General features: G+C 47.5%; 22 protein-coding genes. 19 read left to right on the forward strand and 3 right to left on the reverse strand.

From position 1 onward, the window contains the following. The first annotated feature begins 1 nt into the window (after position 1). The 8 genes from M1D71_RS08925 (at position 2) to M1D71_RS08960 (ending at position 10,097) form a co-directional block, all read left to right on the forward strand. Positions 2–4,039 (forward strand): DNA polymerase III subunit alpha, encoded by a 4,038-nt coding sequence (locus tag M1D71_RS08925; protein WP_458126149.1) that lies wholly within the window; start codon positions 2–4, stop codon positions 4,037–4,039. A gap of 184 nt (positions 4,040–4,223) precedes the next feature. After that, on the forward strand, positions 4,224–4,715 hold the full coding sequence (locus M1D71_RS08930) for a phosphatidylglycerophosphatase A family protein (RefSeq protein ID WP_458126150.1): 492 nt from the start codon (positions 4,224–4,226) through the stop codon (positions 4,713–4,715). A gap of 283 nt (positions 4,716–4,998) precedes the next feature. Next, positions 4,999–5,187, forward strand: a complete 189-nt coding sequence (locus tag M1D71_RS08935) for a hypothetical protein (RefSeq protein WP_017689496.1) — start codon at positions 4,999–5,001, stop codon at positions 5,185–5,187. 406 nt (positions 5,188–5,593) lie between these two features. Further along, positions 5,594–6,487, forward strand: coding sequence for an acetyl-CoA carboxylase, carboxyltransferase subunit beta (gene accD, locus M1D71_RS08940; RefSeq protein ID WP_145319560.1), 894 nt, complete (start codon positions 5,594–5,596; stop codon positions 6,485–6,487). Then, positions 6,488–7,519, forward strand: coding sequence for an acetyl-CoA carboxylase carboxyltransferase subunit alpha (locus tag M1D71_RS08945; RefSeq protein ID WP_458126151.1), 1,032 nt, complete (start codon positions 6,488–6,490; stop codon positions 7,517–7,519). It begins immediately after the preceding gene. 105 nt (positions 7,520–7,624) lie between these two features. Further along, positions 7,625–9,052 carry a pyruvate kinase gene (gene pyk / locus M1D71_RS08950; RefSeq protein ID WP_405131857.1) on the forward strand — a complete coding sequence of 476 codons (1,428 nt, stop codon included), beginning with the start codon at positions 7,625–7,627 and terminating at the stop codon, positions 9,050–9,052. Positions 9,053–9,154: 102 nt separating this feature from the next. Further along, positions 9,155–9,691: an acyl-CoA thioesterase gene (locus tag M1D71_RS08955; protein WP_458126152.1), complete on the forward strand. Its 537-nt coding sequence runs from the start codon at positions 9,155–9,157 to the stop codon at positions 9,689–9,691. A 7-nt stretch (positions 9,692–9,698) separates the two neighbouring features. After that, positions 9,699–10,097 carry an FxsA family protein gene (locus M1D71_RS08960; protein WP_458126153.1) on the forward strand — a complete coding sequence of 133 codons (399 nt, stop codon included), beginning with the start codon at positions 9,699–9,701 and terminating at the stop codon, positions 10,095–10,097. Positions 10,098–10,189: 92 nt separating this feature from the next. Here M1D71_RS08960 and ytvI read toward each other — a convergent pair whose 3' ends face one another. Then, positions 10,190–11,308 carry a sporulation integral membrane protein YtvI gene (gene ytvI / locus M1D71_RS08965; RefSeq protein WP_458126154.1) on the reverse strand — a complete coding sequence of 373 codons (1,119 nt, stop codon included), beginning with the start codon at positions 11,306–11,308 and terminating at the stop codon, positions 10,190–10,192. A gap of 528 nt (positions 11,309–11,836) precedes the next feature. Between ytvI and citZ the strand changes: the two genes are divergently transcribed. The 4 genes from citZ to M1D71_RS08985 all read left to right on the forward strand — a co-directional run bounded on the left by citZ (position 11,837) and on the right by M1D71_RS08985 (position 15,906). Next, positions 11,837–12,949, forward strand: a complete 1,113-nt coding sequence (gene citZ, locus M1D71_RS08970) for a citrate synthase (RefSeq protein WP_458126155.1) — start codon at positions 11,837–11,839, stop codon at positions 12,947–12,949. A 147-nt stretch (positions 12,950–13,096) separates the two neighbouring features. After that, on the forward strand, positions 13,097–14,389 hold the full coding sequence (gene icd / locus M1D71_RS08975) for an NADP-dependent isocitrate dehydrogenase (RefSeq protein ID WP_145319541.1): 1,293 nt from the start codon (positions 13,097–13,099) through the stop codon (positions 14,387–14,389). 15 nt (positions 14,390–14,404) lie between these two features. Continuing rightward, positions 14,405–15,346, forward strand: coding sequence for a malate dehydrogenase (mdh, locus tag M1D71_RS08980; RefSeq protein WP_336760852.1), 942 nt, complete (start codon positions 14,405–14,407; stop codon positions 15,344–15,346). Between the two features lie 134 nt (positions 15,347–15,480). After that, the gene (locus M1D71_RS08985; RefSeq protein WP_458126156.1) at positions 15,481–15,906 is read left to right on the forward strand and encodes a hypothetical protein; all 426 of its coding nucleotides are present in this window, start codon (positions 15,481–15,483) and stop codon (positions 15,904–15,906) included. Between the two features lie 222 nt (positions 15,907–16,128). Here M1D71_RS08985 and M1D71_RS08990 read toward each other — a convergent pair whose 3' ends face one another. Together M1D71_RS08990 and M1D71_RS08995 are read right to left on the reverse strand one after the other, a co-directional pair. Next, a complete protein-coding gene (locus tag M1D71_RS08990) occupies positions 16,129–16,791 on the reverse strand; it encodes a GGDEF domain-containing protein (RefSeq protein ID WP_458126157.1) in 663 nt (220 codons plus the stop codon). Positions 16,792–16,803: 12 nt separating this feature from the next. Continuing rightward, positions 16,804–17,688, reverse strand: a complete 885-nt coding sequence (locus M1D71_RS08995; RefSeq protein ID WP_458126158.1) for a histidine kinase N-terminal 7TM domain-containing protein — start codon at positions 17,686–17,688, stop codon at positions 16,804–16,806. A 389-nt stretch (positions 17,689–18,077) separates the two neighbouring features. On the opposite strand from M1D71_RS08995, the gene M1D71_RS09000 reads away from it, so the two are divergent. The 7 genes from M1D71_RS09000 (at position 18,078) to phoU (ending at position 25,341) form a co-directional block, all read left to right on the forward strand. Beyond that, positions 18,078–18,947 carry an SDR family oxidoreductase gene (locus M1D71_RS09000; RefSeq protein WP_458126159.1) on the forward strand — a complete coding sequence of 290 codons (870 nt, stop codon included), beginning with the start codon at positions 18,078–18,080 and terminating at the stop codon, positions 18,945–18,947. 292 nt (positions 18,948–19,239) lie between these two features. Then, a complete protein-coding gene (locus tag M1D71_RS09005) occupies positions 19,240–19,587 on the forward strand; it encodes a cupin domain-containing protein (RefSeq protein ID WP_458126160.1) in 348 nt (115 codons plus the stop codon). Positions 19,588–19,630: 43 nt separating this feature from the next. Beyond that, a complete protein-coding gene (gene pnpS / locus M1D71_RS09010) occupies positions 19,631–21,454 on the forward strand; it encodes a two-component system histidine kinase PnpS (RefSeq protein ID WP_458126161.1) in 1,824 nt (607 codons plus the stop codon). Positions 21,455–21,570: 116 nt separating this feature from the next. Beyond that, a complete protein-coding gene (locus M1D71_RS09015; RefSeq protein ID WP_145319524.1) occupies positions 21,571–22,299 on the forward strand; it encodes a response regulator transcription factor in 729 nt (242 codons plus the stop codon). A 152-nt stretch (positions 22,300–22,451) separates the two neighbouring features. Beyond that, a complete protein-coding gene (locus M1D71_RS09020) occupies positions 22,452–23,633 on the forward strand; it encodes a methyl-accepting chemotaxis protein (protein ID WP_458126162.1) in 1,182 nt (393 codons plus the stop codon). 229 nt (positions 23,634–23,862) lie between these two features. Further along, on the forward strand, positions 23,863–24,618 hold the full coding sequence (gene pstB / locus M1D71_RS09025) for a phosphate ABC transporter ATP-binding protein PstB (RefSeq protein WP_036609821.1): 756 nt from the start codon (positions 23,863–23,865) through the stop codon (positions 24,616–24,618). 63 nt (positions 24,619–24,681) lie between these two features. Further along, positions 24,682–25,341, forward strand: a complete 660-nt coding sequence (phoU, locus tag M1D71_RS09030; RefSeq protein WP_145319518.1) for a phosphate signaling complex protein PhoU — start codon at positions 24,682–24,684, stop codon at positions 25,339–25,341. The last annotated feature ends 205 nt before the right edge of the window (positions 25,342–25,546 follow it).

Raw genomic sequence — 25,546 nt, forward strand, 5'->3', positions numbered from 1 at the left:
CATGAGTTCTTTTGTGCATTTGCACGTTCACAGCGAATACAGTTTGCTGGACGGCGCTGCGCGTATTCCGGATCTCGTGGACAAAGCTGCAGATCTCGGAATGACAACACTGGCGCTGACCGACCATGGCGTGATGTATGGTGCGATTCCTTTCTATAAAGCCTGCGTTGAACGAGGCATCAAGCCGATTATAGGTTGCGAGGCATACATGACTGCAGGGTCCCGCAAAGAGCGGGGAAGCCGCAAGGACCAGCCGATTCATCATTTAATTTTGCTGGCCAAAAATATGACGGGTTACCGTAATCTGATGAAATTGTGCTCGATTGGACATCTCGAAGGTTTTCATTACAAACCACGTGTAGATATGGAAAGTCTGGCTGCCCATCACGAGGGCATTATCTGTCTAAGTGCGTGTCTTGGTGGTGAAGTTCCACAACATTTGCTGCATGGACGAGAAGAAGAGGCGAGACGTGCGGCGTTACGCTACAAAAATATCTTTGGTGCAGACTTCTATCTGGAACTTCAGGATCACGGGCTTTCGGAGCAAAAAAGGGTAAATCCTCAGCTTATTCGTCTGGCTGCCGAGCTTGAGATTCCGCTTGTAGCCACCAATGATGCGCATTACCTGTCCGAAGAGGACGCGGAGCTTCAGGATGTATTGATCTGTATCGGAACAGGCAAGACCGTAGATGACGAGACTCGGCTTCGGATTGGAACCAATCAGCTCTATCTGAAAAGTGAAGAAGAGATGGCTCGTTTGTTTCCTCATGTGCCCGAAGCTCTGGCCAACACCCTCCGCATTGCGGAGTCTTGTGAATTGGAGCTGGAATTCGGCAAATCGATTTTGCCTGAATACAGACCACTTCCCGATGGACTCAGCCCTTCCGCGTACCTGCGTCAACTGTGCGAAGAAGGAATGGAGGAGCGTTATGCGCAGTCCACACGTTGGACAGACGTGGAGCTTCGATCCGAACTCGAACAACGATTGGCGTATGAACTGGGTGTAATAGACAGCATGGGATTCTCGGATTATTTCCTGATTGTCTGGGATTTTATCGCCTATGCGCATAAGCAAGGGATTGTTACTGGACCAGGCCGGGGCTCCTCAGCAGGTAGTCTGGTAGCGTACACGTTACACATCACCGATGTTGATCCAATGAAATATAACCTGCTCTTTGAGCGGTTTTTGAATCCCGAGCGGATCTCCATGCCGGATATTGATATTGATTTCAGTGATGAGCGGCGGGATGAGGTCATTGATTATGTAGCGCATAAATATGGCAAAGCCCATGTCGCCCAGATTATCACGTTTGGAACGATGGCTGCCAGGGCAGCCGTACGGGATGTCGGGCGGGCACTAAATGTGCCTTATGGAGAAGTGGACAAGGCTGCGAAGCTGATTCCAGCGCAGCTCGGCATTAACATAGAACGGGCCATGGAGGCTACACCTGAACTGAAGGCGCTGTATGAAACCAAGCCAAAGACTCGTGAGCTGCTGGATATGGCCATGAAGGTCGAGGGCATGCCACGTCATGCTTCGACGCATGCGGCGGGAGTGGTTATCTCACGTGATCCACTGACCGATGCGGTACCGCTACAGGAGGGCAGTGAAGGGACAGCGTTAACCCAGTATTCCATGGAAAACCTGGAGTCGATTGGCTTGCTTAAGATGGATTTCCTTGGTCTGCGTACCCTCTCGATCATTGAGCGTTGTGTACGCTGGATTGGGGAACATGGAGAAATTCCGGATTTCCGTCTCATCCCGGATGATGATGCGTTAACGTATGAGATGCTTGGGCGAGGTGACACGATGGGCATATTCCAACTGGAATCTGCCGGGGTGCGCCGTGTGCTGAAAGAATTGAGGCCCAGCGTATTTGAAGATGTGATCTCCGTGTTGGCATTGTATCGTCCGGGTCCGATGGAGTTCATATCCAAATACATTCAGGGCAAGCATGGACAGATCGAAGTCGATTACCCTCATGTGGATCTGGAGCCTATCCTGAAAGATACGTATGGCATCATTGTATATCAGGAGCAGATCATGCAGATTGCTTCACGGATGGCGGGTTTCTCGCTGGGTGAAGCGGATTTGCTTCGCAGAGCGGTCTCCAAGAAGAAACGGGAAGTACTGGATCTGGAGCGTGGACACTTTGTACAGGGCAGTCTAAAACAAGGGTATAGCGAAGAAGAGGCAGACCTGGTCTATGATATGATCGTCAAGTTTGCCAACTATGGCTTCCCGCGTGCCCATGCTGCGGCATACGGTGTACTCGCGTTCCAGACGGCTTATCTGAAGGCACACTATCCTGTTCATTTTATGGCATCCATGTTAACAGCCGTAATGGGCAGTCATCGTAAAGTGGCCGAGTACGTGGTGGAATGTCGTCGTATGAATATGGAGGTACTTCCACCGGATGTGAATGAGAGCGGTATTCTGTTTACGCCTGTCTTTGAGGCCACCGGCAACGGGAGTTCCTTCGGGGAACCTTCCGACCATGAGGAAGATGGTTATTCGGGACAGGCCGAATATGGTGAAGCACCTTTGCCAGATGACCCGGGGCCGGGATCAGATGAGGAAGCTGGCGGATATGAGTGGCAAGCATCGACATCCATGCCTGAGGCATCCGACAACCGGAAGGGACCGGGATTGGTGGCGATTGCTTCAACGGGAAATGGTGATGACCAGGGACAAGGGGCGTCTTCTTCGCACGCGGAGCATGGTGAATTGTCCACTGCGGCGAAGACAGTCGCTGTGTCTGATAAGAACCCGGATGAGGCAAAATTATCCGGTGCAATACGTTTCGGTCTGGCTGCTGTGAAAAATGTCGGTACCCAGGCGATGGAAAGCATCATGATCGTAAGACAGGAGAGACCATTCGACAGTTTGCTCGATTTTTGTCGTCGCGTCGATCTGCGCGTATGTAACAAACGTGTGATTGAATCGCTGATCCAGGCAGGAGCATTTGACACTTTGCCTGGACACCGGGCCCAATTGCTCGCGATGCTGGATGAGACTGTAGAGGCGGCGCTGAAATGGCGCAAGGAACGCGAGGATCTGCAGATTCAATTGTTCGACTTTGTTGAGACGCCGAACTGGGAGATCGAATACCCGGAAATTCCTCCTTATTCCTCAGGGCAGCAACTGGAGCTAGAGCGTGAGTTGTTAGGCTTGTATCTTTCCGGTCATCCGCTGGATGACTATGAAGATGTGCTGGAATCGAGTGGGGCTGACCGGATCATGGAGTTGACCGAGGCGGCTGACGACACGATGACGGTGGCCGCGGGAATGGTTGTGTCTGTGAAGTCGATTACGACGAAACAGGGCAAAGCCATGGCGTTCATGGAGCTGGAAGACCAGATTGAACGCTGCGAAGTGGTTCTCTTTCCCGAGGTATGGCGGCGTAGCCAGCAGTATGTCGGGAAAGGTGAACTGCTCGTCGTGCGTGCCAAAGTGCAGCAGCAGGACGAAGGGTTTAAGCTGCTGGCTGAGGATGTGGCGCCGCTGTCACCGGCGGCACTGGAGCAGCAGCTGCGCAGCCGTGACCGGCGCGGTAAGCCCGGCAGCGGCAGCTCTTCGCGCCCGGCGCAGGCGGCTTCGCCGCGAGGGCCAGCGGGCGCAGGAGCCGAAGCGCAGCAGAGCAGCGCAGGCGTGGGGGCTTCGGCTGCGCATGGCAGCCGAAGCCAAGGCCCGGCAGCCACGCGCAGCGGTGCGGCGGGTACGGGCGCAGCCACGGCGGCAGCGTCCCGGGCCGATGGTGCCGCAGAGACGGCTGGCAGCCCGGAGCAGGGCCGCGGACCGCGGGCGGTGGAGCAGCGGGTGTTCGTGAAAATTGCGCCGCATGCAGAGAAGCCTGAACTTCTGGCACGACTGAAGCAGCTGCTTCAGGAGCATCCCGGACCTGTGGCGACGGTGCTCTTCTACGAGCAGCAACAGAAGTTACTTGCCTTGAGTGATGCCTATCGGATTAAGCCATCACCAACCTTGTTCTCCGATATGGAGAAGATGCTGGGTGAAGGCACGGTCAAGATTAAATAAAGCTTGAGTGTCCCTTGAGACTGCTAAGAACCTGTTCGGCGAACTGCTGAACAGGTTCTTTTTGATTATTTTAACGGTTTCAATCATCCGCATATTTTATGAACATTTTAGCAGTTTGCTGCATACACTTGAGAACACCGAAGGACCTCGCGGTCCTCGGGGGATTGATGCGGGAGGTCGAGATATGTCATATGAAATCGTAGAAGCCATGCTGGCCCGGCGAGGTGTACGAATTGATGCCATCGCAGCAATAGTATACCGTCTTCAAAAAGGGTACCACCCGGAACTGACCTTGGACGACTGTGTAACCAGCGTGAAATCCGTTCTGCAGAAACGGGAGGTGCAATATACGCTCTATACAGGTATTGCGCTCGACGAACTTGCGGAGAAAAAACTTTTGCCTCAACCGTTACAGGCTATTATGGAAGCGGATGAATCTTTGTATGGAGTGGACGAGACTCTGGCCCTCGGCATTACTCATGTGTATGGTATGATCGGTTTAACCAGCTTTGGTTATCTGGATAAAGAAAAAACAGGTGTTATTCATGATTTGAACGAACATGCATCCGCCATTCATGTCTTTTTGGATGATCTGGTCGCAGGGGTGGCGGCTGCAGCTTCTGCCCGGATTGCTCACAAAAATATTAAAGCCAAAAAATACCCCTCCGACCTGTAACCCCCTGCATTTCCATGCTTACATGCTCGTGTCACTCCAATGGCTCATATGAAGTCATCAAGGGCGGCTGAGGCTGCCCTGGTAGGCTTGATGCTGCTTGTGGTTGAGGGATGAACAAGAAGATTTCGTCAACCATATGAGTTGTCCGTGGGGGACAAATGTCCCTCATGATCCCAAATTCTCCCCAAAGGTCCCGAACCCTTTCTTGCAGAAAAAAAGTGAGGTATGTTATCATTAGTCCAATATACGGGCTCTGAACATTAGCTTAGGGGGCGGACAAGGCATGTGGACGGTGATTTACATTGCACCGACAGCAAAGGTTGCGGACAAGATCAAGACCAAGCTTTCGGAAGAAGGTTTTCTGGTACAGACCCGTCCCATCAGTTTATCCAAACAGCAATTTGAGATTCGCGTCCCTTCTGGGGAATTGGAAGAGGTCCAGGAAGTGCTGAATTCCATTCTGCATTCCTGATTTGTTCGACATCGACGTGCCTTGGCAGATGAAGAAGTACCATCGGTACATAAGGGACTAATCGCGTAAGCGGAGAGAGGAATCGACTTGCATGTATTGTATGCTGCTGTCCTTCCTTCTTTTTTTGTTAGGACAAGGACCGACCTGATTGCTCCCGGAGACCCTACCAAGATAGATTCAAACATCGGCGCAACAATCTTTCGGTTATTGCAGGTAACATCAATCGTGCTGACAGAAGCCGCTGATCCTTGCCCTGTACCGGCGGATTTTTTTGTTGTGAATGCTGGACAAGGGCTCATGGCAGCGTGTGGGTCGTAAGCGGTTTACCGTAGCGCGCGGGTGAAGCTGCCTCAAGCAGCGAACTGCAGGTTGCGGCCATCAAATCAACGGCTGGAGAGGTGTAGTTGTGTTCAAAGATATATTCCAGAAGAAACGGAAGTACGCTACCATACCTTCCGAGCGTGCACTTCCAGGTGAAGGCCAGGAAGTCCTAGAACGCCCAAAACGTGAAATACCTGAAGGGCTTATGAACAAGTGCAGCAAATGCGGCACCATTCAATATAGCAAGGAATTGGAGAAAAATCTGAAAGTATGTCCTGCCTGCGGTTACCATATGCGTCTTAACGCGATGGATCGTATTGCCATGGTACTTGATGATCAAGGATTTGTTGAGTTTGACGCTGATATGATATCGGTTGATCCACTTGGCTTTCCCGGATACAGCAACAAACTGGAACAACAGCGCCTGAAATCGGGCCTGAAGGAAGCCGTAATTACAGGGGAAGGTACGATTGATGGCCTGCCTGTGGTTGTGGCTGTCATGAGTTTTGATTTCTTCTCAGGGAGTATGGGTTCGGTTGTAGGGGAGAAAATTACTCGTGCCATTGAACATGCAACAGAGAAACGCTTGCCATTGATCATTTTCTCCACATCAGGTGGTGCCCGGATGCAGGAGAGTATTCTCAGTCTCATGCAAATGGCCAAAACAAGCGCAGCTTTATCCCGTTTGGATGAGCAGGGCGGTCTGTTTATCTCGGTCATTACGGATCCGACGACAGGTGGAGTCTCGGCAAGTTTCGCGAGTCTGGGCGATATTAATATTGCCGAACCTGGCGCTGTATTTGGTTTTGCCGGCAGAATCGTTATTGAGCAGACCATCCGTCAGAAGTTACCTGATGATTTCCAAACGGCTGAATTTAATATGCAACACGGCCAGCTGGACATGGTTGTCCACCGCAAAGAACTGCGGGCCACTCTTGGCAAGCTTCTGGATATGCATAGTGAAAAAGGAGGGGTCTAAATGGCGGGTGAGTTGCCATATGAAGCGCCTCTGGTTGAGATGCGCAAAAAGATTGATGAACTTGTACAGTTTGGACAGGAGAAAGGCATCGACTTCACGGACGAGATTGCCCGCCTGGAAGAACGTTATCATAGACTTGAAGAAGAGATCTACACAGGCATAACGGCAGCTCAGAAGATGCATCTGGCGCGTCATCAGCAGCGCCCAACTGCATTGGATCTGATCCAGTTAATATTTACGGACTTTATTGAGCTGCATGGCGACCGCATGTTCGGAGACGATCTTGCGGTTGTTGGCGGGCTTGCCAAGTTAAATGGAAAAACGGTAACGGTTATCGGACAACAGCGGGGGAAAGATACGAAGGACAATATCGCCCGCTTTTTCGGGAGCGCTCATCCGGAAGGTTTCCGAAAAGGGCTACGTCTGATGAAACAAGCGAACAAATTTGGTCGGCCTATTATTACGTTTATTGATACTAAAGGGGCGTATCCGGGTAATACTGCAGAAGAGAGAGGTCAATCGGAAGCTATTGCCCGCAACCTGATGGAAATGGCGAAGTTTTCGGTTCCTGTTATTGTTGTGGTCATCGGCGAAGGAGGTAGCGGCGGTGCCCTCGCTATGGCTGTGGGTAATCGTGTGTTGATGCTGGAACATGCGATCTATTCTGCGATCTCTCCAAATGGTGCTGCTTCGATTCTCTGGAAGGATGCATCCAAGGCAGATCAGGCGGCTGAAGCGATGAAAATAACAGCCAAAGACCTGCTGGAGATGGAAGTCATTGAAGATATCATCCCTGAGCCACGCGGTGGTGCTCATCGGGATTATGAAGCGTCTGCTGCGTTCATCAGTGAAGCTCTGGTTCGTCATCTCGATGAGATGAAAGGTTGGAGCGGAGAGCAGTTGAGGCAGGATCGTTATGAGAAATTCCGTAAAATTGGATCGGTCACATTTGAGCCTCAAGCGCCTGTTGAAGTCCCTGAAGAGCGGGTAGAAGTCGATGTGGCGAGTAATTTGTCGGGAAATGCTGAATAGTGTGACGAATTTCCTATACAAATGAGCAAAAGTATAGTAAATTTAATAGTTGGAAAAAGAAAAATAGATAAAGAGATATACCTTTAAAATCGGAGGAAACCCAAAATGCGCAAAACGAAAATTGTATGTACGATTGGTCCATCCAGTGAATCTCTGGAGAACACCAAAAAATTGATTATGGCCGGTATGAATGTGGCCCGTCTGAACTTCTCCCACGGTGATTTCGATGAGCACGGCGGACGGATCATTGCGATTCGCCAAGCATGCGAAGAGTTGAACAAAACAGTAGCGATCCTGCTGGACACCAAAGGACCGGAAATTCGGACAGGTAAACTCGAAGTTGAGCCGATTGAATTGGTTCAAGACGAGTACATCACTTTGACAACAGAAGAAATTCTGGGCACCAAAGAACGTCTTTCCATTACGTATACAGATCTTCCGAATGATGTTGAACCGGGATCTACAATTCTGATCGACGACGGTCTGATCGGACTGACTGTGGTGGAAGTGCAAGGCACCGAGATCAAATGCCGTATCGTTAACGGTGGTTCGATCAAAAGCAAAAAAGGTGTTAACGTTCCGGGCGTTGCCATTTCTCTGCCGGGTATCACTGAAAAAGATGCTAACGATATCGTATTCGGTATTGAACAAGGTGTCGATTTCATCGCGGCTTCTTTTGTCCGTAAAGCGAGTGACGTTCTTGAGATTCGTGAACTGCTTGAAAAACACAATGCTGGACATATCCAAATTATCTCCAAAATCGAAAACCAACAAGGTGTCGACAACCTCGATGAAATCCTTGAAGTGTCTGACGGCCTAATGGTTGCTCGTGGAGACCTGGGTGTTGAGATTCCTGCGGAAGAAGTACCGTTGGTACAAAAACGCATGATCCAAAAATGTAATGTTGCAGGTAAACCGGTTATCACAGCTACACAAATGCTGGATTCCATGCAACGTAACCCGCGTCCAACACGTGCGGAAGCAAGTGACGTGGCGAATGCGATCTTCGACGGTACGGACGCAATCATGTTGTCCGGTGAGACAGCTGCGGGTAAATACCCAGTTGAATCCGTTCTGACAATGTCCCGTATTGCTGAAAAAGCAGAATCTGCTCTGCCTTACCAAGAGCTGTATCTGAAGCAACGTGTGGCTCAACAAACAACAGTAACAGAAGCGATCAGCCAATCGGTTGCCCTTTCAGCTCAAGATTTGAACGCGAAAGCGATCATTACTTCGACTGAATCCGGACACACTGCACGCATGATCTCCAAATATCGTCCAGAATCTCCAATCATCGCTGTGACAACGGAAGACAGAACTTCCCGTCGTCTGGCCCTGGCTTGGGGTGTAACTCCTGTCAAAGGAAGACTGGTTGATTCCACAGATGCATTGTTCGAAAACGCAATTGAAGGCGGCGTAAAATCCGGACTGGTTAAAGAAGGAGACCTGGTTGTGATCACAGCTGGTGTACCTTTGGGTCGTTCCGGTTCTACCAACCTGATCAAAGTAAGCCAAATCCCTAACAACGCTTAATTGCGTTTTTAGATGGAGAAGCAACAGGAAAGAAGCAATGGGGCGTTATTGTCCCGTTGCTTTTTTTCCATCTTAATGACGCTTTACAGTGATGTAACACGTATGAATGGTAGAGCGAAGGAGGCCAATAACGTGCGAGAACAGAGCAAGGGTAGCTGGTATGCGGCACGTCTTCGTGTACGCTATCAAGAAAGTGACCAGATGGGCGTGGTCTATCACGCGAACTATTTAAATTGGTTTGAAATCGGTCGAACTGAGATGATTCGCCAAATGGGGTATACATATCGTAAAATGGAGGAACAGGGGTTACTGCTTCCCGTAACCGGACTGGATGTGAAGTATCACAAACCTGCCCGATATGATGATGAGATTATCATTTTCACCCGTATTGCTGCATTTAGTGGTCTGCGACTGAACTATGAGTATGACGTAAGGCGCATGTCTGAGGACCTTGATGAACATATGGCGGTTGGAGAACGGGTATGGACAGCTGATGAATCACTCCCCGGTGAACGGTTGGTTACAGGTTCTACCCAGCATGTATGGGTGAATGGGAACTGGAAGCCGGTCCGGCTGGATAAAGCAGCTTCTGAGCTATACAGAGCGCTTGAAATGGTGTGGCTTTCGGGAAAGGGGTAATTCGTCAATGCGAAAATGGATGTGGGCTCTACTATTAATCATTCCGGTGATTGAATTATTTGGTTTCATTCTGATGAGTGACTGGATTGGAGCCGGAAAGACATTGCTTCTCATGATTCTCACGTCCTTGATTGGTATAGCCATGTTGCAGTTTGAAGGGCGAAAAGTACTTGTAGACGCCAAATCCGAGATGGATCGCGGCAAGGTACCTGGACGAAAAATGGTCGATGGTCTTTTTATTTTTGTCGGTGGTTTTTTGCTCTTGATTCCAGGCTTTGTAACCGACCTGATTGGATTCACACTGGTGTTTCCATTAACACGCCAGGTTTACCGTCTGTTCTTCCTGGGATGGCTGGAGAAAAAAATGAGAAATGGCAACATCACGTTTTATCGTCGTCCGAAATGAGACACCTGCACTATGCAAAAGGCTCCGCTCAGCAGATAGTTCTGTTGAACGGAGCCTTTTCTATTATACCTGTATGCTCCTGCAGATCAGCCTCATCGGACACGTCCGTTAATGATATACGTTCTGAGATCTCGCAATACGTTAGCGCGATTGAACGCATCAAGGATCACCAGACTGACTGGACCAATAATCAAGCCGAGCACGCCAAACAGTTTCAGCCCCACGAACATGCCAACGAGCGTGGCGAGCGGGTCGAGTCCTACGCTACTGGCAAGTACCTTCGGTTCAATAATCTGACGGGCAATCAGTAAGATCAGATAGATAACACTAATGCCAATGCCAAGATACAGATCTCCATTCATAAACAGGTATGCTGCCCAAGGCACCATGACAAGGCCAACACCCAGATAAGGAAGTAGATCGACCAGACCGATAAACAGAGCGATCGTGAAGGCTGAATTGACTTGCAGTATAAGCAGTCCAATCATGACGAATAGGGCAGTAATCGAGATCATGATTAATTGTGCTCTTGCATACCCGAACAGCGCCTTCTTGAGGTCAGTCCATATGTCGGATATCGGCTTACGGATGGAAGACGGAACCCAACCGGAGACTGTGATACTGTGCCGGGTCCAACTTTTACTAATGAAGAACGTAGACAACAGCACAACGATTAATACCGCACCCATGTTAGGCAGGGAAGTCAGCAAACTCAGGACCATGTTGAAAAATCCGGTGACCAGATCTGTCACGGCTGTCCCTACCGTTTCGGTCGTTTTGCTAATATTGCTGTTGATGGTTTCCTGATAATTGGGATTTTCCTTGTAAAACTCATTGATTTGCTCAATCAAGCTCTGAATCGTGTCATTCTGAGTCCAGCGCACAAACGTGTCCTTGATCTCATCAACATGAAGATCGAAGCTCGTCGTGAGTGAAATGACTTCTTTCACCATCCGGGTAACAGCCGCAGACAGCACTACCGCTATGGCTCCAAAATAAAGGATCAATGAGAGAGTCACAGCCAGCCACCGGGGGAATCGTGCTCTATGCTGAAGCAATTGCACCAATGGATTCATGGCATAGGCGATAATCCAGGCGATCACAAAAGGGTATAAGAGCGGGAACAGCAAATATATGGCAACGGCGATTAGAAAGGTCGCAATAATAACCCATAAGCCGCGGAGCAGGCGTTTCAATATGATTCTATCCAAGCATCAACTCTCCTTATTTCAATTAAGCCGACCTATGTATGATTCATGAAGCCGTATTAGAATAGATGGCTATCTTAATTAATATAGAGCATTTACAAGGTTTTGAAACGCCGGATGCGAACAGTGCGCGTTCAAAGGGGACTTTTTGAAGTGCCTCTACCCGGAATCTTTCTTTTGCCTAGAGTATGCCTCAGTCCTACAGAATATAGCAATAGAAAGTTCCTCAGAAGACAAGATTGGTTAAAAAACATTAAATGTCAACCTTGTTTTTGTAAAGGCTTTCAAAAATGCTTTATCGGTCTGATAAAGAAGTTTGATGTGCGAATGAACTCTCATCGTGTTCACATAAACGACAAAATCCAGTATGATGTTATAAGTAAATAGCGATTGACAGATAGGAAAATAGTATTTTGTATTATTTGGTAATTCCAAAATGAAAATGTTTACAAAAAGAGGATAGGTGCATTTTGGCACTTATATGACACTCTGGAATGGTTCTTGATTTCGCTTATTAAAGGAGAGATGTATATGACAGCTACCAAAGGTCTGGAAGGCATCGTTGCAACAACCTCTTCGATCAGTTCTATTGTAGACGGTGTGCTCACATACCGTGGTTACGATATCGACGATTTGGCTGAACATGCTAGCTTTGAAGAAGTTGCCTATTTGTTGTGGTTTGGTAAATTGCCAACAACGGATGAACTGAAATCCCTTCGTAAAAGCCTGAGCGATTACGCGCCGATTCCGAGCGAATTGATTGCACAAATCCAATTGTATCCGAAAAACATCAGTACCATGGCAGCACTTCGTTCTGCGGTCTCTGCACTTGCACTGTACGACGAGCAAGCTGATGAGATGACAACGGAAGCGAATGAGAACAAAGCAGTTAAGTTGCAAGCACAGTTGCCAACGATTGTGGCAGCCATCGCCCGTATTCGTCAGGGCAAAGAACCTGTGGCTCCAAAAGAAGGCGCTTCCATCGCAGAGAACTTTTTATATATGATGACTGGTGAAGAACCGTCCGAGACCGCAGTCAAAGCACTGGACCAAGCGCTCGTCCTGCATGCGGATCACGAGTTGAACGCTTCGACATTTGCAGCCCGCGTAACGGTTGCTACGCTGTCCGATATCTATTCCGGTGTAACTTCCGCCATTGGCGCACTGAAGGGACCACTGCATGGCGGTGCTAATGAAGCCGTTATGAAAATGTTGAATGAGATCGGTACGCCTGATCGTCTGGAAGCGGCTATTCAAGAAAAACTGAACAACCGTGAAAAGATCATGGGCTTTGGACATCGCGTATACAAAAACGGTGATCCACGTGCCAAACATCTGCAGAAGATGTCCAGAGAACTGGGCGAAATGAACAATGATACACGTCTGTATGATATGTCTGTGAAGATCGAGGAACTGGTAACAGGACAAAAAGGACTGAAGCCAAACGTAGACTTCTATTCTGCTTCTGTGTATACCCAACTGGAGATCGAACAGGAATTGTTTACGCCGATCTTTGCGATCAGCCGAGTATCTGGATGGACTGCGCATATTCTGGAACAGCTTGCGGACAACCGCATCATTCGTCCGCGTGCGGAGTACACCGGTCCTACAGATCAGAAATACGTTTCTGTTGAACTTCGCTAATAGCCGCAAAACCAGTATAATAATATAGACGAGGTGAAGGGTTGGAAAGTAGAAGCCATACTAGCTTGGACTTTCAGGACCCTTCCTTCAACAAGACTAGTGGTATGATAAATACTGCATATACAAAACCTAGGAGGAATTTTAACTATGAAATTAGAAAAATTTGCTCACCCAACTGAAGGCGAAAAAATTCAAATTGATAACGGTACACTTCAAGTACCTAATAACCCGATCATTCCATTTATCGAAGGTGACGGTACAGGCCGTGATATCTGGAAAGCTTCCAAGCGTGTATTGGATGCAGCTGTTGAAAAAGCATATGATGGCAACAAAAAAATCGCATGGTATGAAGTGTTTGCTGGACAAAAAGCATTCGATACATACGGTGAGTGGTTGCCGAATGATACACTTGAAGCCATTCGTGAGTATATCGTAGCGATCAAAGGACCATTGACTACGCCAATCGGTGGCGGTATCCGTTCCCTGAACGTAGCGCTGCGCCAAGAGCTTGACCTGTACACATGCTTGCGTCCGGTACGTTATTTTGACGGTGTACCTTCTCCAGTAAAACGTCCTGAGTTGGTAGATATGGTCATTTTCCGTGAAAATACGGAAGATATCTATGCAGGAATCGAGTATGCTGAAGGTTCTGAAGAAGTGAAAAAAGTAATCCAGTTCCTGCAACAAGAGATGGGTGCAAACAAAATCCGTTTCCCTGAGACTTCCGGTATTGGTATTAAACCGGTTTCTTCCGAAGGTTCCAAACGTTTGGTACGTGCAGCAGTGCAGTACGCAATTGATCATAACCGTAAGAGTGTTACATTGGTACACAAAGGTAATATCATGAAATTTACTGAAGGTGCCTTCAAAAACTGGGGATACGAAGTGGCTGAAGAAGAGTTCGCTGACAAAGTATTCACTTGGGCACAATACGACATCATCAAAGAAAACGAAGGTACAGATGCAGCGAATGCAGCACAAAAAGCCGCTGAAGATGCTGGTAAAATCATCGTAAAAGATGCGATTGCCGATATCGCTCTGCAACAAGTATTGACTCGTCCAGGTGAGTTTGATGTAATCGCAACCCTGAACCTGAACGGTGACTATCTGTCTGATGCACTTGCTGCGCAAGTTGGCGGAATTGGTATTGCTCCTGGAGCGAACATCAACTACGTAACAGGACATGCTATCTTCGAAGCGACTCATGGTACTGCACCTAAATACGCGGACAAAGATGTCGTGAACCCTGGTTCCGTTATTCTGTCCGGTGTAATGTTGCTTGAGCACTTGGGATGGCAGGAAGCAGCTAACCTGATCTACAAAGGTATGGAAACATCCATTAACAATAAAACAGTAACGTATGACTTTGCACGTCTGATGGACGGCGCTACTGAAGTGAAATGTTCTGAATTCGCTGATCAAATCATTAAAAACCTGTAAGGGGAGATGTGAATCGTGACTATTCAGCGCAAAAAAATCACAGTAGTCGGTGCCGGGTTTACCGGAGCTACGACCGCATTGATGCTTGCCCAAAAAGAACTCGGGGATGTTGTACTGGTTGATATTCCTCAACTGGAGAACCCGACGAAGGGGAAAGCACTCGATATGCTGGAGGCAAGTCCTGTTCAAGGATTTGACAGCCATATCGTCGGTACTTCCAACTATGAAGATGCTGCAGGTTCTGAGATTGTAATCATCACGGCTGGCATTGCCCGCAAACCGGGTATGAGCCGCGATGATCTGGTCAACACGAATGCGGGTATCGTGAAGTCCGTTTGTGAAAATGTGAAAAAATATTGCCCTGATTCCATCGTCATTATTCTAAGTAACCCGGTGGATGCGATGACGTATGCTGCTTATCAGACCCTCGGTTTTCCTAAAAACCGTGTTATCGGTCAGTCAGGTGTTCTTGATACAGCACGTTATTGTACCTTTATTGCGCAAGAGCTGAATGTATCTGTTGAAGATGTTCGTGGATTCGTTCTTGGCGGCCACGGAGACGACATGGTGCCACTCGTTCGTTATTCGAGCGTGGGTGGTATTCCGATTGACACGCTGATTCCGGCAGACCGCATCGAGTCCATTGTTCAACGCACACGTGTTGGCGGTGGCGAGATTGTGAACCTGCTGGGTAACGGCAGTGCCTATTATGCACCAGCGGCTTCACTCGTTCAGATGACCGAAGCGATTTTGAAGGACAAGAAACGCATCATTCCAGTGATCGCTTATCTTGAAGGTGAATATGGCTACAATGATCTGTTCCTTGGTGTACCAACCATTCTGGGTGGTAACGGCATTGAGAAAATATTCGAGCTTGAACTGACAGCGGAAGAAAAAGCAGGATTGGACAAATCGGCTGATTCGGTACGCAACGTCATTTCGGTAGTAAACTTATAAGTTTGATCACTTTTTGAACAGAAATAGAAAGAAAACCTCCGGAGAGCCGGAGGTTTTCTTTTCTTTGGATAAGTTCCCCAGTATAATGGGATGTGATGTATAGCACACCGAAAAAGTTGAGGAGGATGAAAATTTTGACAATGATTATGTATCTGCTCCATATTGTTGGAGCACTGGCGATGGGGTTCTATCTGATTTTGCCATTCGTGGTCGGTAAAATTCGTACCTTGAATGCTGCAGCTCAAGAGGGAGCATTTGCATCGCTTCGTTCTCTGAACAAAATCGCGCAGTATGGACTTGTGATTCAACTTCTTACAGGTGGTTACTTGATGACGAAAGGTGAGTATTCTCATCTGTGGATGGCTGTTGTTGTCGTCCTGTTGCTGGCTATTGCCGCTATTGGAGGAATTATGGGTAAACCGCTGCGACTCGCTGCAGAAGGTGTGAAAAACAAGCGTGATGTGGGAGCGGAACAAAGCAAGATCCGTATGTTCAGTACACTTCTGGCTGTGTTCTTGCTGATCATGGTGTATCTGATGGTGAATAATCAGGTAATCTAAGTACGTTGTGGACGGTTTAACCAACTCTCCGATGATGTATTCTAAACCGTAGATGAAGCGTTTGGGATGTCATATGGACAAGCTGAATCAGTATACGTAAAAGGGTATTATTATGTTATAACGAATGAAAAATAGACAGCCTCTTGGGCTGTCTATTTTTGTTGTTGCGATGAGAAACTGGCAATTATCCTCTTACATCGCATCAGACAAGGCCAGCTATGGCTAGACTGTACTCAAAGCATGTGTACGAACTGCATTTCGACCATTGCGCTTGGACTCATACAAGGCAGTGTCAGCGTCGCGCAGCAACGACTCCAGGGAATCCACCCCGCCATTGTACTGGGCAATACCAAAGCTTGAGGTCAGCGTAATAGGGAGACCCTGAACATCGAGCGGTTCATTCAACAAGGCAACTCTCAGTTTCTCTGCCAGTTTCTCAGCTTCTTGAAGCGATGTATTCGGAAGAGCGATGACGAACTCTTCTCCTCCATAACGGGCGAACAACATTGCAGGGTTCAAATATCGATTACATACGGAGACCACATGAATGATGGCCTGATCTCCAACATCATGTCCGTAGGTATCGTTGATGCGTTTAAAGTGATCAATATCAAATAAAATAAAGGAGACAGGTTGCAGATTAAGCTGAGCATCACTCAAAATTTCCCGCCCCTTATGCAAAAATTGTGTGCGGTTATATATTTTGGTCAGACCATCGAAATAAGCCAGTTGCTTCAACTGTTCTTGCAAGAAACGTTGTTCCGTTATATCAATAAGCATAATGAGGCTGCCCACAGTCTGTGCATCCTTGTTATACACGTAAGATGTCCTAACCTGATAACAGACGGTTTCTCCGTTTAACTGCCAGTACAGATCGGTTTGCAATCCTTCCCTGCCCTATTCGACGGGAAAAGTCTCTCCTGCAAGATGAAGCCATATGTCATCCAAGGGTTGACCGATCATCGTCAGATTAAGCTCCGGCAACATGTCACGCAGAGATCTGTTGTAATCGACCAGGCGATTGGAACTATCCAGTACAATAACACCTTCACGCATGCTCTCGAAGATACTGTCTTTGGCGATCGGTACGATGGCCAGTAGACGTGAGGATAGAATAGCCCAGATATACATGGCAGAGGTAATACACATGAGCACTGGCACGGGGTCCATCCCGCCGGGCGTCAGACCAAGCAAATACAGGAAAGCGGCGACCATCGGAATAATCTGTGAAGTAATCAGTGTAAGTAATTGACGACGATACATCTTCTTGGTGTGTCTCCATTGTCCAATCAGAATAAAACAGGCACACAACAGACAGGAGAAAGTGAAGGCAGCGTGCACGACATACCATTGTCCTACTGCGATATCCATTAGAGGTACGGTACTATTTTCTCTTAGCCATACTTTTTTATAAAAGAGATGATGGAAGTCATTGGTTGCTACCATACATAGCGTAATGGAAGGGATTACAAACAGTGAGGCAGTTACCTTTTTGGATAACGTTTTCCCTGTATATCTTATCATCAGGATAAGGCCGAGAGAGGCGGAGAAAGGCAGGCCTATATACTCCACGGTGGTCCAAAACTTCATTTGCTCCAGCGTGTTGCTGGCCAGCTCAATCGCGTAACCAAAAGTGTATATGGAGAGTGCTGCTGTGTAGAGAATGAATATTTTGGCACTGGGAATCTCGGATCTTCTGAAATAGGTATACAAACACAAAAACACATTCAGTACGGCTGAAGTGGTTACGAGTGTTATATATGAATTAATATGCGATTCCATTGTCAGGTCTCCATGTCTGGTTAGAATGATTAAGCCAGTAATAATGAAAATCTAAGCACATCTGTATACTGTACATTGTACATCAGCCCAAGCAGCATAGGAATACACTTTGTATCATGAAACAGTCTAATTTCGAATAAATTTCGAATTTTCGGCAAAAGAAGTAATGACGCAAATAGGTTGTTTGATATCCAAAGATCGTGGTAAATAAGATTAGGGACAGCACGCTGAGGCTTAAGTTGCTGTTGATCGCAGAAGAATAATCTGGACTGTTACTGCCATCCTACAGAATGAGACTTTTTTCAGAGAACGAAAGACAAGGAAGTATGCAGTTATGTCCATGTCTTCTGTAATCCAAATATGTTCACATTTTGAGAGGAGAATGTTAGATGTCAACTACACCACAAAATCAAAAAACAATGCCAGCACAGCACCAGGATCAACGCCCCGGAATCGAATCGGAGATGCATCCCAGACCGGAATTTGAGAAGCCTGAATATAAGGCGGCAGGTAAACTAACGGGTAAGGTGGCGCTCATTACAGGCGGGGACAGCGGGATCGGACGTGCTGTAGCTGTGACGTACGCCAAGGAAGGCGCGGATGTCGCGATTGTATATCTGAGCGAGCACGAAGATGCCAAAGAGACGAAGCGTCAGGTAGAACAAGAAGGACGCAAGTGCATCTTGATTGCCGGGGACATTGGTGACGATGCCTTTGCCAAGAAGTCGGTTCAGCAGACGGTAGATGAACTGGGCAAACTGGACATTGTCGTGAATAATGCGGCAGAACAGCACCCACAGCAGAATCTGGAGGATATTACACCAGAACAGCTGGAACGTACATTCCGTACCAATATTTTTGGCATGTTCTATGTGACGCAGGCTGCACTGCCCCATCTGAAGAGTGGTAGTACGATTATTAACACGACATCCATTACGGCCTATCGCGGCAGCCCGACCTTGCTTGACTATTCATCTACCAAAGGAGCAATCACTTCGTTCACACGTTCTCTGTCGATGAATGTGATTGAGAAGGGCATCCGAGTCAACGCCGTTGCCCCAGGGCCGATCTGGACACCGCTCATTCCATCCACATTTGATGAGAAGAAAGTAAGCGAGTTCGGCGCAACGCAGCCAATGAAGCGGCCGGGACAACCGGATGAACTGGCTCCCGCTTATGTATACCTTGCTTCAGATGATTCCTCTTATGTAAGTGGACAGGTGATGCATGTGAATGGTGGCGAAGTGGTGAACGGGTAATTCGTTAAGAAAGTTCGGGTTCAGAATAGGATGAATAATAGAGAGGCGGATCGCTTTCAGCATTGCTGAGCGGTACGTCTTTTTTTATGTGAGGGAGTATGTGAGCAAGGATACAGTTTAGCACCTGTTTACAAAAGTCTGCATCTCCGTTGATACAACTATGATATTTTACCATTAGCCCTGTCTGAAGTCGAAGTAGAACCGTTTGTTGCAAAACAGATTGAAAAGAATGGAAGACTAATGATCTGTGATATGATAGACCGAACAAGTCTACTTCAGGGGGTTCATGCATATGAAAATGAGCAAACAGAATGCAGCACATTATATATGGGGTGGACAGTGCGATGGTTGGCATCTCGTTCAAAATGAAACACTGAGCATCATTCATGAGCGGATGCCGGCAGGAACGGCTGAAATACGACATTATCATTCGATAAGCCGTCAGTTCTTTTTTATCCTCAGCGGTGTTGCCTGTATGGAACTACATGGAGAAGAGTTCGTGCTGGAAACCCATGAAGGTATAGAGATTCCCCCGGGAGAGCCTCATCAGATGATGAATCGGAGCGATTCAGATACCGAATTCCTGGTTATTTCACAGCCTGGCACCCGCGGGGACCGAGTTGAACTGGATTCATTGTAGAGCAAGTCATTAAATATTAATTTGATCATAAAGGAAGAGATAGATGAGACCGTTCCGAATTCGCCTTGCCATCATTATGATGGTGCTGATCGGTGTATCCGTCATTGTGGCTGGATATACGATGGGCAGAGTGTTTAAAACTACACATACTACCGCACTGGAGCAAACCATGGTGCGCGAGATTAATTTGCTCAAAGCAACATTTCCATTTCATGATGCAAGTGATCCAACCTCGCAAGAAACACGAAAGTATTATTCAGATCGGGCTCTGGAATTGGATCGCCTGACGGATTCCCGTGTAACCTTCATCAATAAAGATGGCACGGTCATTGGAGATTCAGAGAGTGATCCGGCCTCCATGGATAATCACTTGAACCGGGAGGAGATTAAGGGTGCCGTTGGAGATGGATACGGGCAGTCCATACGTTACAGTGAAACATTGGGCCAAGACATGCTCTATGTGGCACTACCTGTGAATTCGGATCAAAGTGACATGATTGAAATACCGAGCGGCAAATTTGATGGCTACATCCGTCTTTCCATGAGTCTGCAGGCTGTGGATCAGGGTCTTCAGCGTGGCTGGATAATCATGTTTGCTGCACTGGGACTGTTGTTCCTGATTGTCGCGTTTGTCAGTTACCGGGTTGCAAGGGGATTAACCTCTCCGATTGAGCATATTACGAAAGTAGCTCATCGAATTACCAAGCTGGAATACGATGCGAGAGTTGATGTAACGCGCAGGGATGAGATCGGACAGCTTGGGCTCGCGATAAACGGAATGGCAGACAGTTTGCAGTCTCAGTTGAAGACGATTCGTGACAATGAGGCACTGCTACAGAGTGTCTTGGCGAATATGACCGGAGGCATTGTCATGATCGATGCAGCGCAATCCATTGCACTGGTCAATCGGGAAGCGGAGCGTATGCTGGGCATTCAGGCTGGAAAAGTTACGGGTAAGCCTTATATTGAATTGAAGAGACACTACGAGTTGACCCGTACCATTGAAGAGAGTGTTGCACTTCGTGATCGGATGCATGAAGAAGTGAGCGTGTTCAACCCGGAAGAAAAATTGATCCGTATTGACGGCGTACCAATGTCCGAAGATGATGGCGGATACCGAGGCATGTTGTTCCTTTTGCAGGACGTGACAGCAATCCGGCGACTGGAATCAATGCGCAGTGAGTTCGTTGCGAATGTCTCTCATGAGCTCAAAACACCTGTTGCTGCAGTCAAAGGCTTTGCCGAAACGTTGCTCAGTGGGGGGGTTCAGGATAAAGAGACAGAGCGCTCATTCTTGCAAATCATCTATGATGAAGGCGATCGACTTAATCGCCTAATTGGGGATATTCTGGAGTTATCCAAAATTGAATCCAAACGGGCACCGCTGCAATGCTCACCTGTTCATGTGCACTCTTTCTTCGAAATGGTGCTGGGTACCCTATCCAAAGTTGCTGAGAAAAAGCAGATTCGTCTGGAAATGAATGTTCCCGAGGAACTGTACATTGAAGCAGATGAAGATAAAATGAAGCAGATCTTTATCAATTTGTTGTCCAACGGAATCAACTACACCCCTGAGGGTGGACGTGTGAAGTTGCAGGTGAATATGGATCAGAACGATGATGAAGTCGTGTTTGCTGTGTCGGATACGGGCATTGGCATACCGAAAAAAGATTTGCCGCGAATCTTCGAACGGTTCTATCGCGTGGACAAAGGCAGATCCCGTAATTCCGGGGGCACAGGGCTTGGACTTTCCATCGTTAAGCATCTGGTGGAATTGCATCATGGCAAATTGTCTGTAGAAAGTGAGCTGGGCATGGGGACAACGTTCCGTGTGATCCTTCCATTAATTCAGGATGAAGTGATCTAGGTGTTTGGGCGCAAAATGTAAAAAGTAGGTATTGTTTTACACACCGTTAACAAATTAGTGCTATGATAGAAAAAGTGTTGTGGCAACAGACAACCTATGAAGAGAGAAGGGGTATCATGGCACAGCGTTTGCTAGTTATTGAAGACGAACCTACATTATCGAGATTACTCACGTATAACCTGACACAGGAAGGTTATGACGTTACAGCCGAGGATCACGGATCTGCAGGATATGACCGGGCCTTGTCTCAGGAATTTGATCTCATTTTGCTGGATCTGATGCTTCCGGGCATGAATGGTCTGGACATTCTGAACAAGCTAAGAATTCAAGGTGTCACTACGCCCGTTATCATTCTGACGGCCAAGAACGGTGAAGCCGAGGTTGTGCAGGGGCTGAAATCGGGTGCCGATGATTATATTACCAAACCATTTGGCGTATCTGAGTTATTAGCCAGAGTGGATGCGGTATTAAGACGTTATTCCAATGGTGAAGATTTACCACAGCCTGAGGACAAGGATGGCTCACGCATTATTCTGGGAGAGCTGGAGATCTATCCTCTGAAGTATGAAGTGACTTTGGGTGGACAATCCATCAGCCTGCGTCCGAAAGAGTTCGAAGTACTTCTATACTTGGCCAAAAAGCCGGGTGTGGTGCTGACAAGGGATGATCTGATGAACGCTGTGTGGGGATTCGATTATATCGGAGGCCAACGAACCGTGGATGTTCATGTCAGTTCATTACGCAAAAAGCTGGAGCTGGATCCGGAATCGGTTCACATTGATTCGATTCGTGGTGTAGGTTATAAATTGGTTGTCAAAAGAAAAACTCCCCATCATTCAAGCTAGCAATGATCGGGGAGTTTTATTTTACGTTCATTTAACATAAAGGAAGATTTTTCTTTACGTAGAGGGAGTAGCATGGACTTATCTGAGTGATACTTTGTACCTATATATTCCATCTCAAGACGGAGCTAATACGTAAAGGAGATTGCGCATTTATGCCCATGTTGCTCGAAGTGAAACCGAACCAGCCTCATGTTATTTTACATAATGAAGAATCAAAATCACCCGAAATGGAAAAAAAGGAAGTAACGGCTTTTGCTGAAAAACATGAAATCCATCTCCATGACTATTATCGTCAGGTTCCTGTCGCCGGGGTCCATACAACCTGTGGAGAAGCTGCGACGATGATGAATCAGGATCAGGAACACCCATGTATTGTACTGTGCGATGAGCAGATGAAACCGACTGGGTTATTAATGCGAGAGACGTTATATCGGATGTTAAATGGTCGGTTTGCCGCAGATCTATTTTACCGTAAGCCGGTCATACAAGTAGCCAATGCTTCTCCGGTTATTGCGGATATTCATATGGATGCCACAACGATTATTGATATCGCCCTCGGACGGAATGAACAGCATTTCTACGACTGTCTGCTGGTTACGGAACAAGACAGACTGCTCGGCGTGTTAACGATACGTGATGTGATGTCTCTCTCCCGCAGGCTGCAACAGGCTTCTTCGGCAGAGCGCGTACGTACGGTATCCGAGAGCAGGCAGGAGATATCCAGAATCAACGATGCAGTCACCAAGCTGGTGCATGCAGCTAACCAGACGGTACATGAAGCCCGTGAGATCATGGCATTGTCCAAGCATGGAGAAGAGAGTCTGAAGGACGTCGATGCTTCCTATAACCGGGTACATCAGCACATGGAGAGTCAAGGGCAACATGCAGATCACATGCTGAATTCGGTCAAAACAGGATCGGGTATGGCACAATCCATCCGGTCGCTGGCAGATCAAAGTGGTCTCCTTGCCCTAAATGCATCCATAGAAGCAGCCCATGCAGGTGAATATGGACGAGGCTTTCAGATTGTTGCAGGCGAGATCCGAGCGCTCGCGAAACAGACCCGCGAAGTTGCAGGGAACATGTCTTCTTTGCTTGAGAACATTGGTGGACTGACCCTTCAGACCGTAGAACTGGTTAAGGCAAGCGGAGCGGAGATTGACGACAGTTCGGTGCATGTCACCGCTGGAGGAGCAACGTTCCGGCAACTGAACAGTGCGGTGAGAGACCTCTCCCGTATAGCAGAGGAGATTGCCATGGAAGGCGGGGAAGCTGGAGAAGTCGCAGAGCATATTCGAATGAAGCTGGATGAGATGGTTTCGGATAGCGAGTGAATTACATGCAACTCAAAAGGCAGACATCAGGAATCAGATTGATCGATGAAGCAGATCATGAAGGTTAAGGATGTCTTTTTTACATTCCGTTAACATGAAAGTGATACTGTTTTTACAATGAAAGGGTAGGATAATAAAGATGGCCGAGTAGCGATGAAAGAATATCCTGCATCGGTCTCAACGTAAAGGGAGTTTCAGTGTCCCTGCAGCGAAGGAGAAGTGAACATCCATGAAGGACCTCATTCACATTGAAAATCTTAATTTATACTATGATACGCATCACGCGCTTAAAAATATATCCATGGATCTGCCGGAAAAAACCGTTACTGCGTTCATCGGTCCGTCAGGTTGTGGTAAATCGACATTGCTTCGCACATTAAACCGGATGAATGACATGATTCCGGGTGTTCGTGTGGAAGGACAGGTTATGCTGAATGGCTCCGATATTTACAGTAATGAGATTGAAGTGGAGACACTGCGTAAACGGGTCGGCATGGTGTTTCAGCAACCGAATCCTTTTCCGAAATCCATCTATGATAACGTGGCTTATGGACCGCGCTTGCATGGGGTAACTCAAAAGGCTGAATTGGATCAGTTAGTGGAGCAGAGTTTGGTTCATGCTGCACTGTGGGATGAAGTGAAGGATGTATTGAAGAAGTCGGCACTTAGTCTGTCTGGTGGACAACAACAACGTCTCTGTATTGCACGGGCGCTGGCTGTACAGCCTGACGTTCTGCTGATGGATGAAGCGACGTCAGCACTTGACCCGATCTCCACATTGAAGATTGAGGAACTGGTCAAGGAATTGCATCACAAGTACACGATCGTTATGGTTACCCACAATATGCATCAGGCAGCACGGGTATCTGGACGCACGGTATTTTTCCTGAATGGTGAAGTGGTGGAGGCAGCTGATACGGAGACGTTATTCTCCACACCGCAAGATTCCCGAACCGAGGATTATATCTCCGGAAGGTTCGGTTAAGCGAGCTGAATTGGAATGATCCCGGCATACCCGGAGATGATGGATAAGGAGGACATGAAATCTATGATTCGCAGAAAAGAATTTGATCAGGAGCTTGAAGAGCTGCGTACCTTGCTCAAGCAAATGGGTGAACATGTTGGAGCGGCACTGGATGGTGCCATTGAGAGTTTACAGACGATGAACGCGGAGAAAGCTCAGGTGATCATCAAGAATGATGCGAATCTGAATGCCCTTGAAGACAAGATTATGGAACTTGGCTCCAAACTGATCATCACACAACAGCCGGTGGCGAAGGATCTCAGACGTATTATCGTTGCATTCAAAATCTCCAGTGATCTGGAGCGTATGGGAGATCTCGCACTCGATGTGGCGAAGGTGACACTGCGGATGGATGGGCAGGAGCTGATTAAACCTCTTGTAGATATTCCGCAAATGGCAGAAATCGTGAAATCCATGATCGATGAATCCATCGAATCTTTCCTGAAAGAAAACACAGACTTGGCCTATAAAATGGCTCAAACAGACGATCAGGTCGATCAATTGTACAGTCACATGATCAGTGATCTCTACACGTTGATGACTGAGCACCCGAATCAGGCTTCTCAGGCCATGCTGCTGATGATGGTTGGACGTTACATTGAACGGATTGGCGATCATGCGACCAATATTGGTGAGAGCACGGTGTACCTGGTAACAGGTAAACGTCCGGATCTGAATCAATAGGAAGAGCATTGTTTTGGAATTGGGGAATCAGTGTTTGCAACAAAAGCAATAATACCGAAATGAAGAACTTTCTCTTGAGTAGCCTGTGCACAGGTTACCTATGGAGAAGGTTCTTTTTTACGGGTGAAACTAAGTGAAAAAGATGGCTATTCTTTTTGATGTGACAGGCGGGTATGGTATCATGGGAGTAGATGTAATTTGAAGA

It is taken from the genome of Paenibacillus sp. Z3-2 (assembly GCF_054161325.1).

Excerpts from the sequence above, each read along its gene's own strand:
- M1D71_RS08925 (WP_458126149.1), top strand. The coding sequence starts at position 2 with ATGAGTTCTTTTGTGCATTTGCACGTTCACAGCGAATACAGTTTGCTG.
- M1D71_RS08930 (WP_458126150.1), top strand. The coding sequence starts at position 4,224 with ATGTCATATGAAATCGTAGAAGCCATGCTGGCCCGGCGAGGTGTACGA.
- M1D71_RS08935 (WP_017689496.1), top strand. The coding sequence starts at position 4,999 with ATGTGGACGGTGATTTACATTGCACCGACAGCAAAGGTTGCGGACAAG.
- M1D71_RS08945 (WP_458126151.1), top strand. The coding sequence starts at position 6,488 with ATGGCGGGTGAGTTGCCATATGAAGCGCCTCTGGTTGAGATGCGCAAA.
- pyk (WP_405131857.1), top strand. The coding sequence starts at position 7,625 with ATGCGCAAAACGAAAATTGTATGTACGATTGGTCCATCCAGTGAATCT.
- M1D71_RS08955 (WP_458126152.1), top strand. The coding sequence starts at position 9,155 with ATGAATGGTAGAGCGAAGGAGGCCAATAACGTGCGAGAACAGAGCAAG.
- M1D71_RS08960 (WP_458126153.1), top strand. The coding sequence starts at position 9,699 with ATGCGAAAATGGATGTGGGCTCTACTATTAATCATTCCGGTGATTGAA.
- citZ (WP_458126155.1), top strand. The coding sequence starts at position 11,837 with ATGACAGCTACCAAAGGTCTGGAAGGCATCGTTGCAACAACCTCTTCG.
- icd (WP_145319541.1), top strand. The coding sequence starts at position 13,097 with ATGAAATTAGAAAAATTTGCTCACCCAACTGAAGGCGAAAAAATTCAA.
- M1D71_RS08995 (WP_458126158.1), bottom strand. The coding sequence starts at position 17,688 with ATGGAATCGCATATTAATTCATATATAACACTCGTAACCACTTCAGCC.
- M1D71_RS09000 (WP_458126159.1), top strand. The coding sequence starts at position 18,078 with ATGTCAACTACACCACAAAATCAAAAAACAATGCCAGCACAGCACCAG.
- M1D71_RS09005 (WP_458126160.1), top strand. The coding sequence starts at position 19,240 with ATGAAAATGAGCAAACAGAATGCAGCACATTATATATGGGGTGGACAG.
- pnpS (WP_458126161.1), top strand. The coding sequence starts at position 19,631 with ATGAGACCGTTCCGAATTCGCCTTGCCATCATTATGATGGTGCTGATC.
- M1D71_RS09015 (WP_145319524.1), top strand. The coding sequence starts at position 21,571 with ATGGCACAGCGTTTGCTAGTTATTGAAGACGAACCTACATTATCGAGA.
- M1D71_RS09020 (WP_458126162.1), top strand. The coding sequence starts at position 22,452 with ATGCCCATGTTGCTCGAAGTGAAACCGAACCAGCCTCATGTTATTTTA.
- pstB (WP_036609821.1), top strand. The coding sequence starts at position 23,863 with ATGAAGGACCTCATTCACATTGAAAATCTTAATTTATACTATGATACG.
- phoU (WP_145319518.1), top strand. The coding sequence starts at position 24,682 with ATGATTCGCAGAAAAGAATTTGATCAGGAGCTTGAAGAGCTGCGTACC.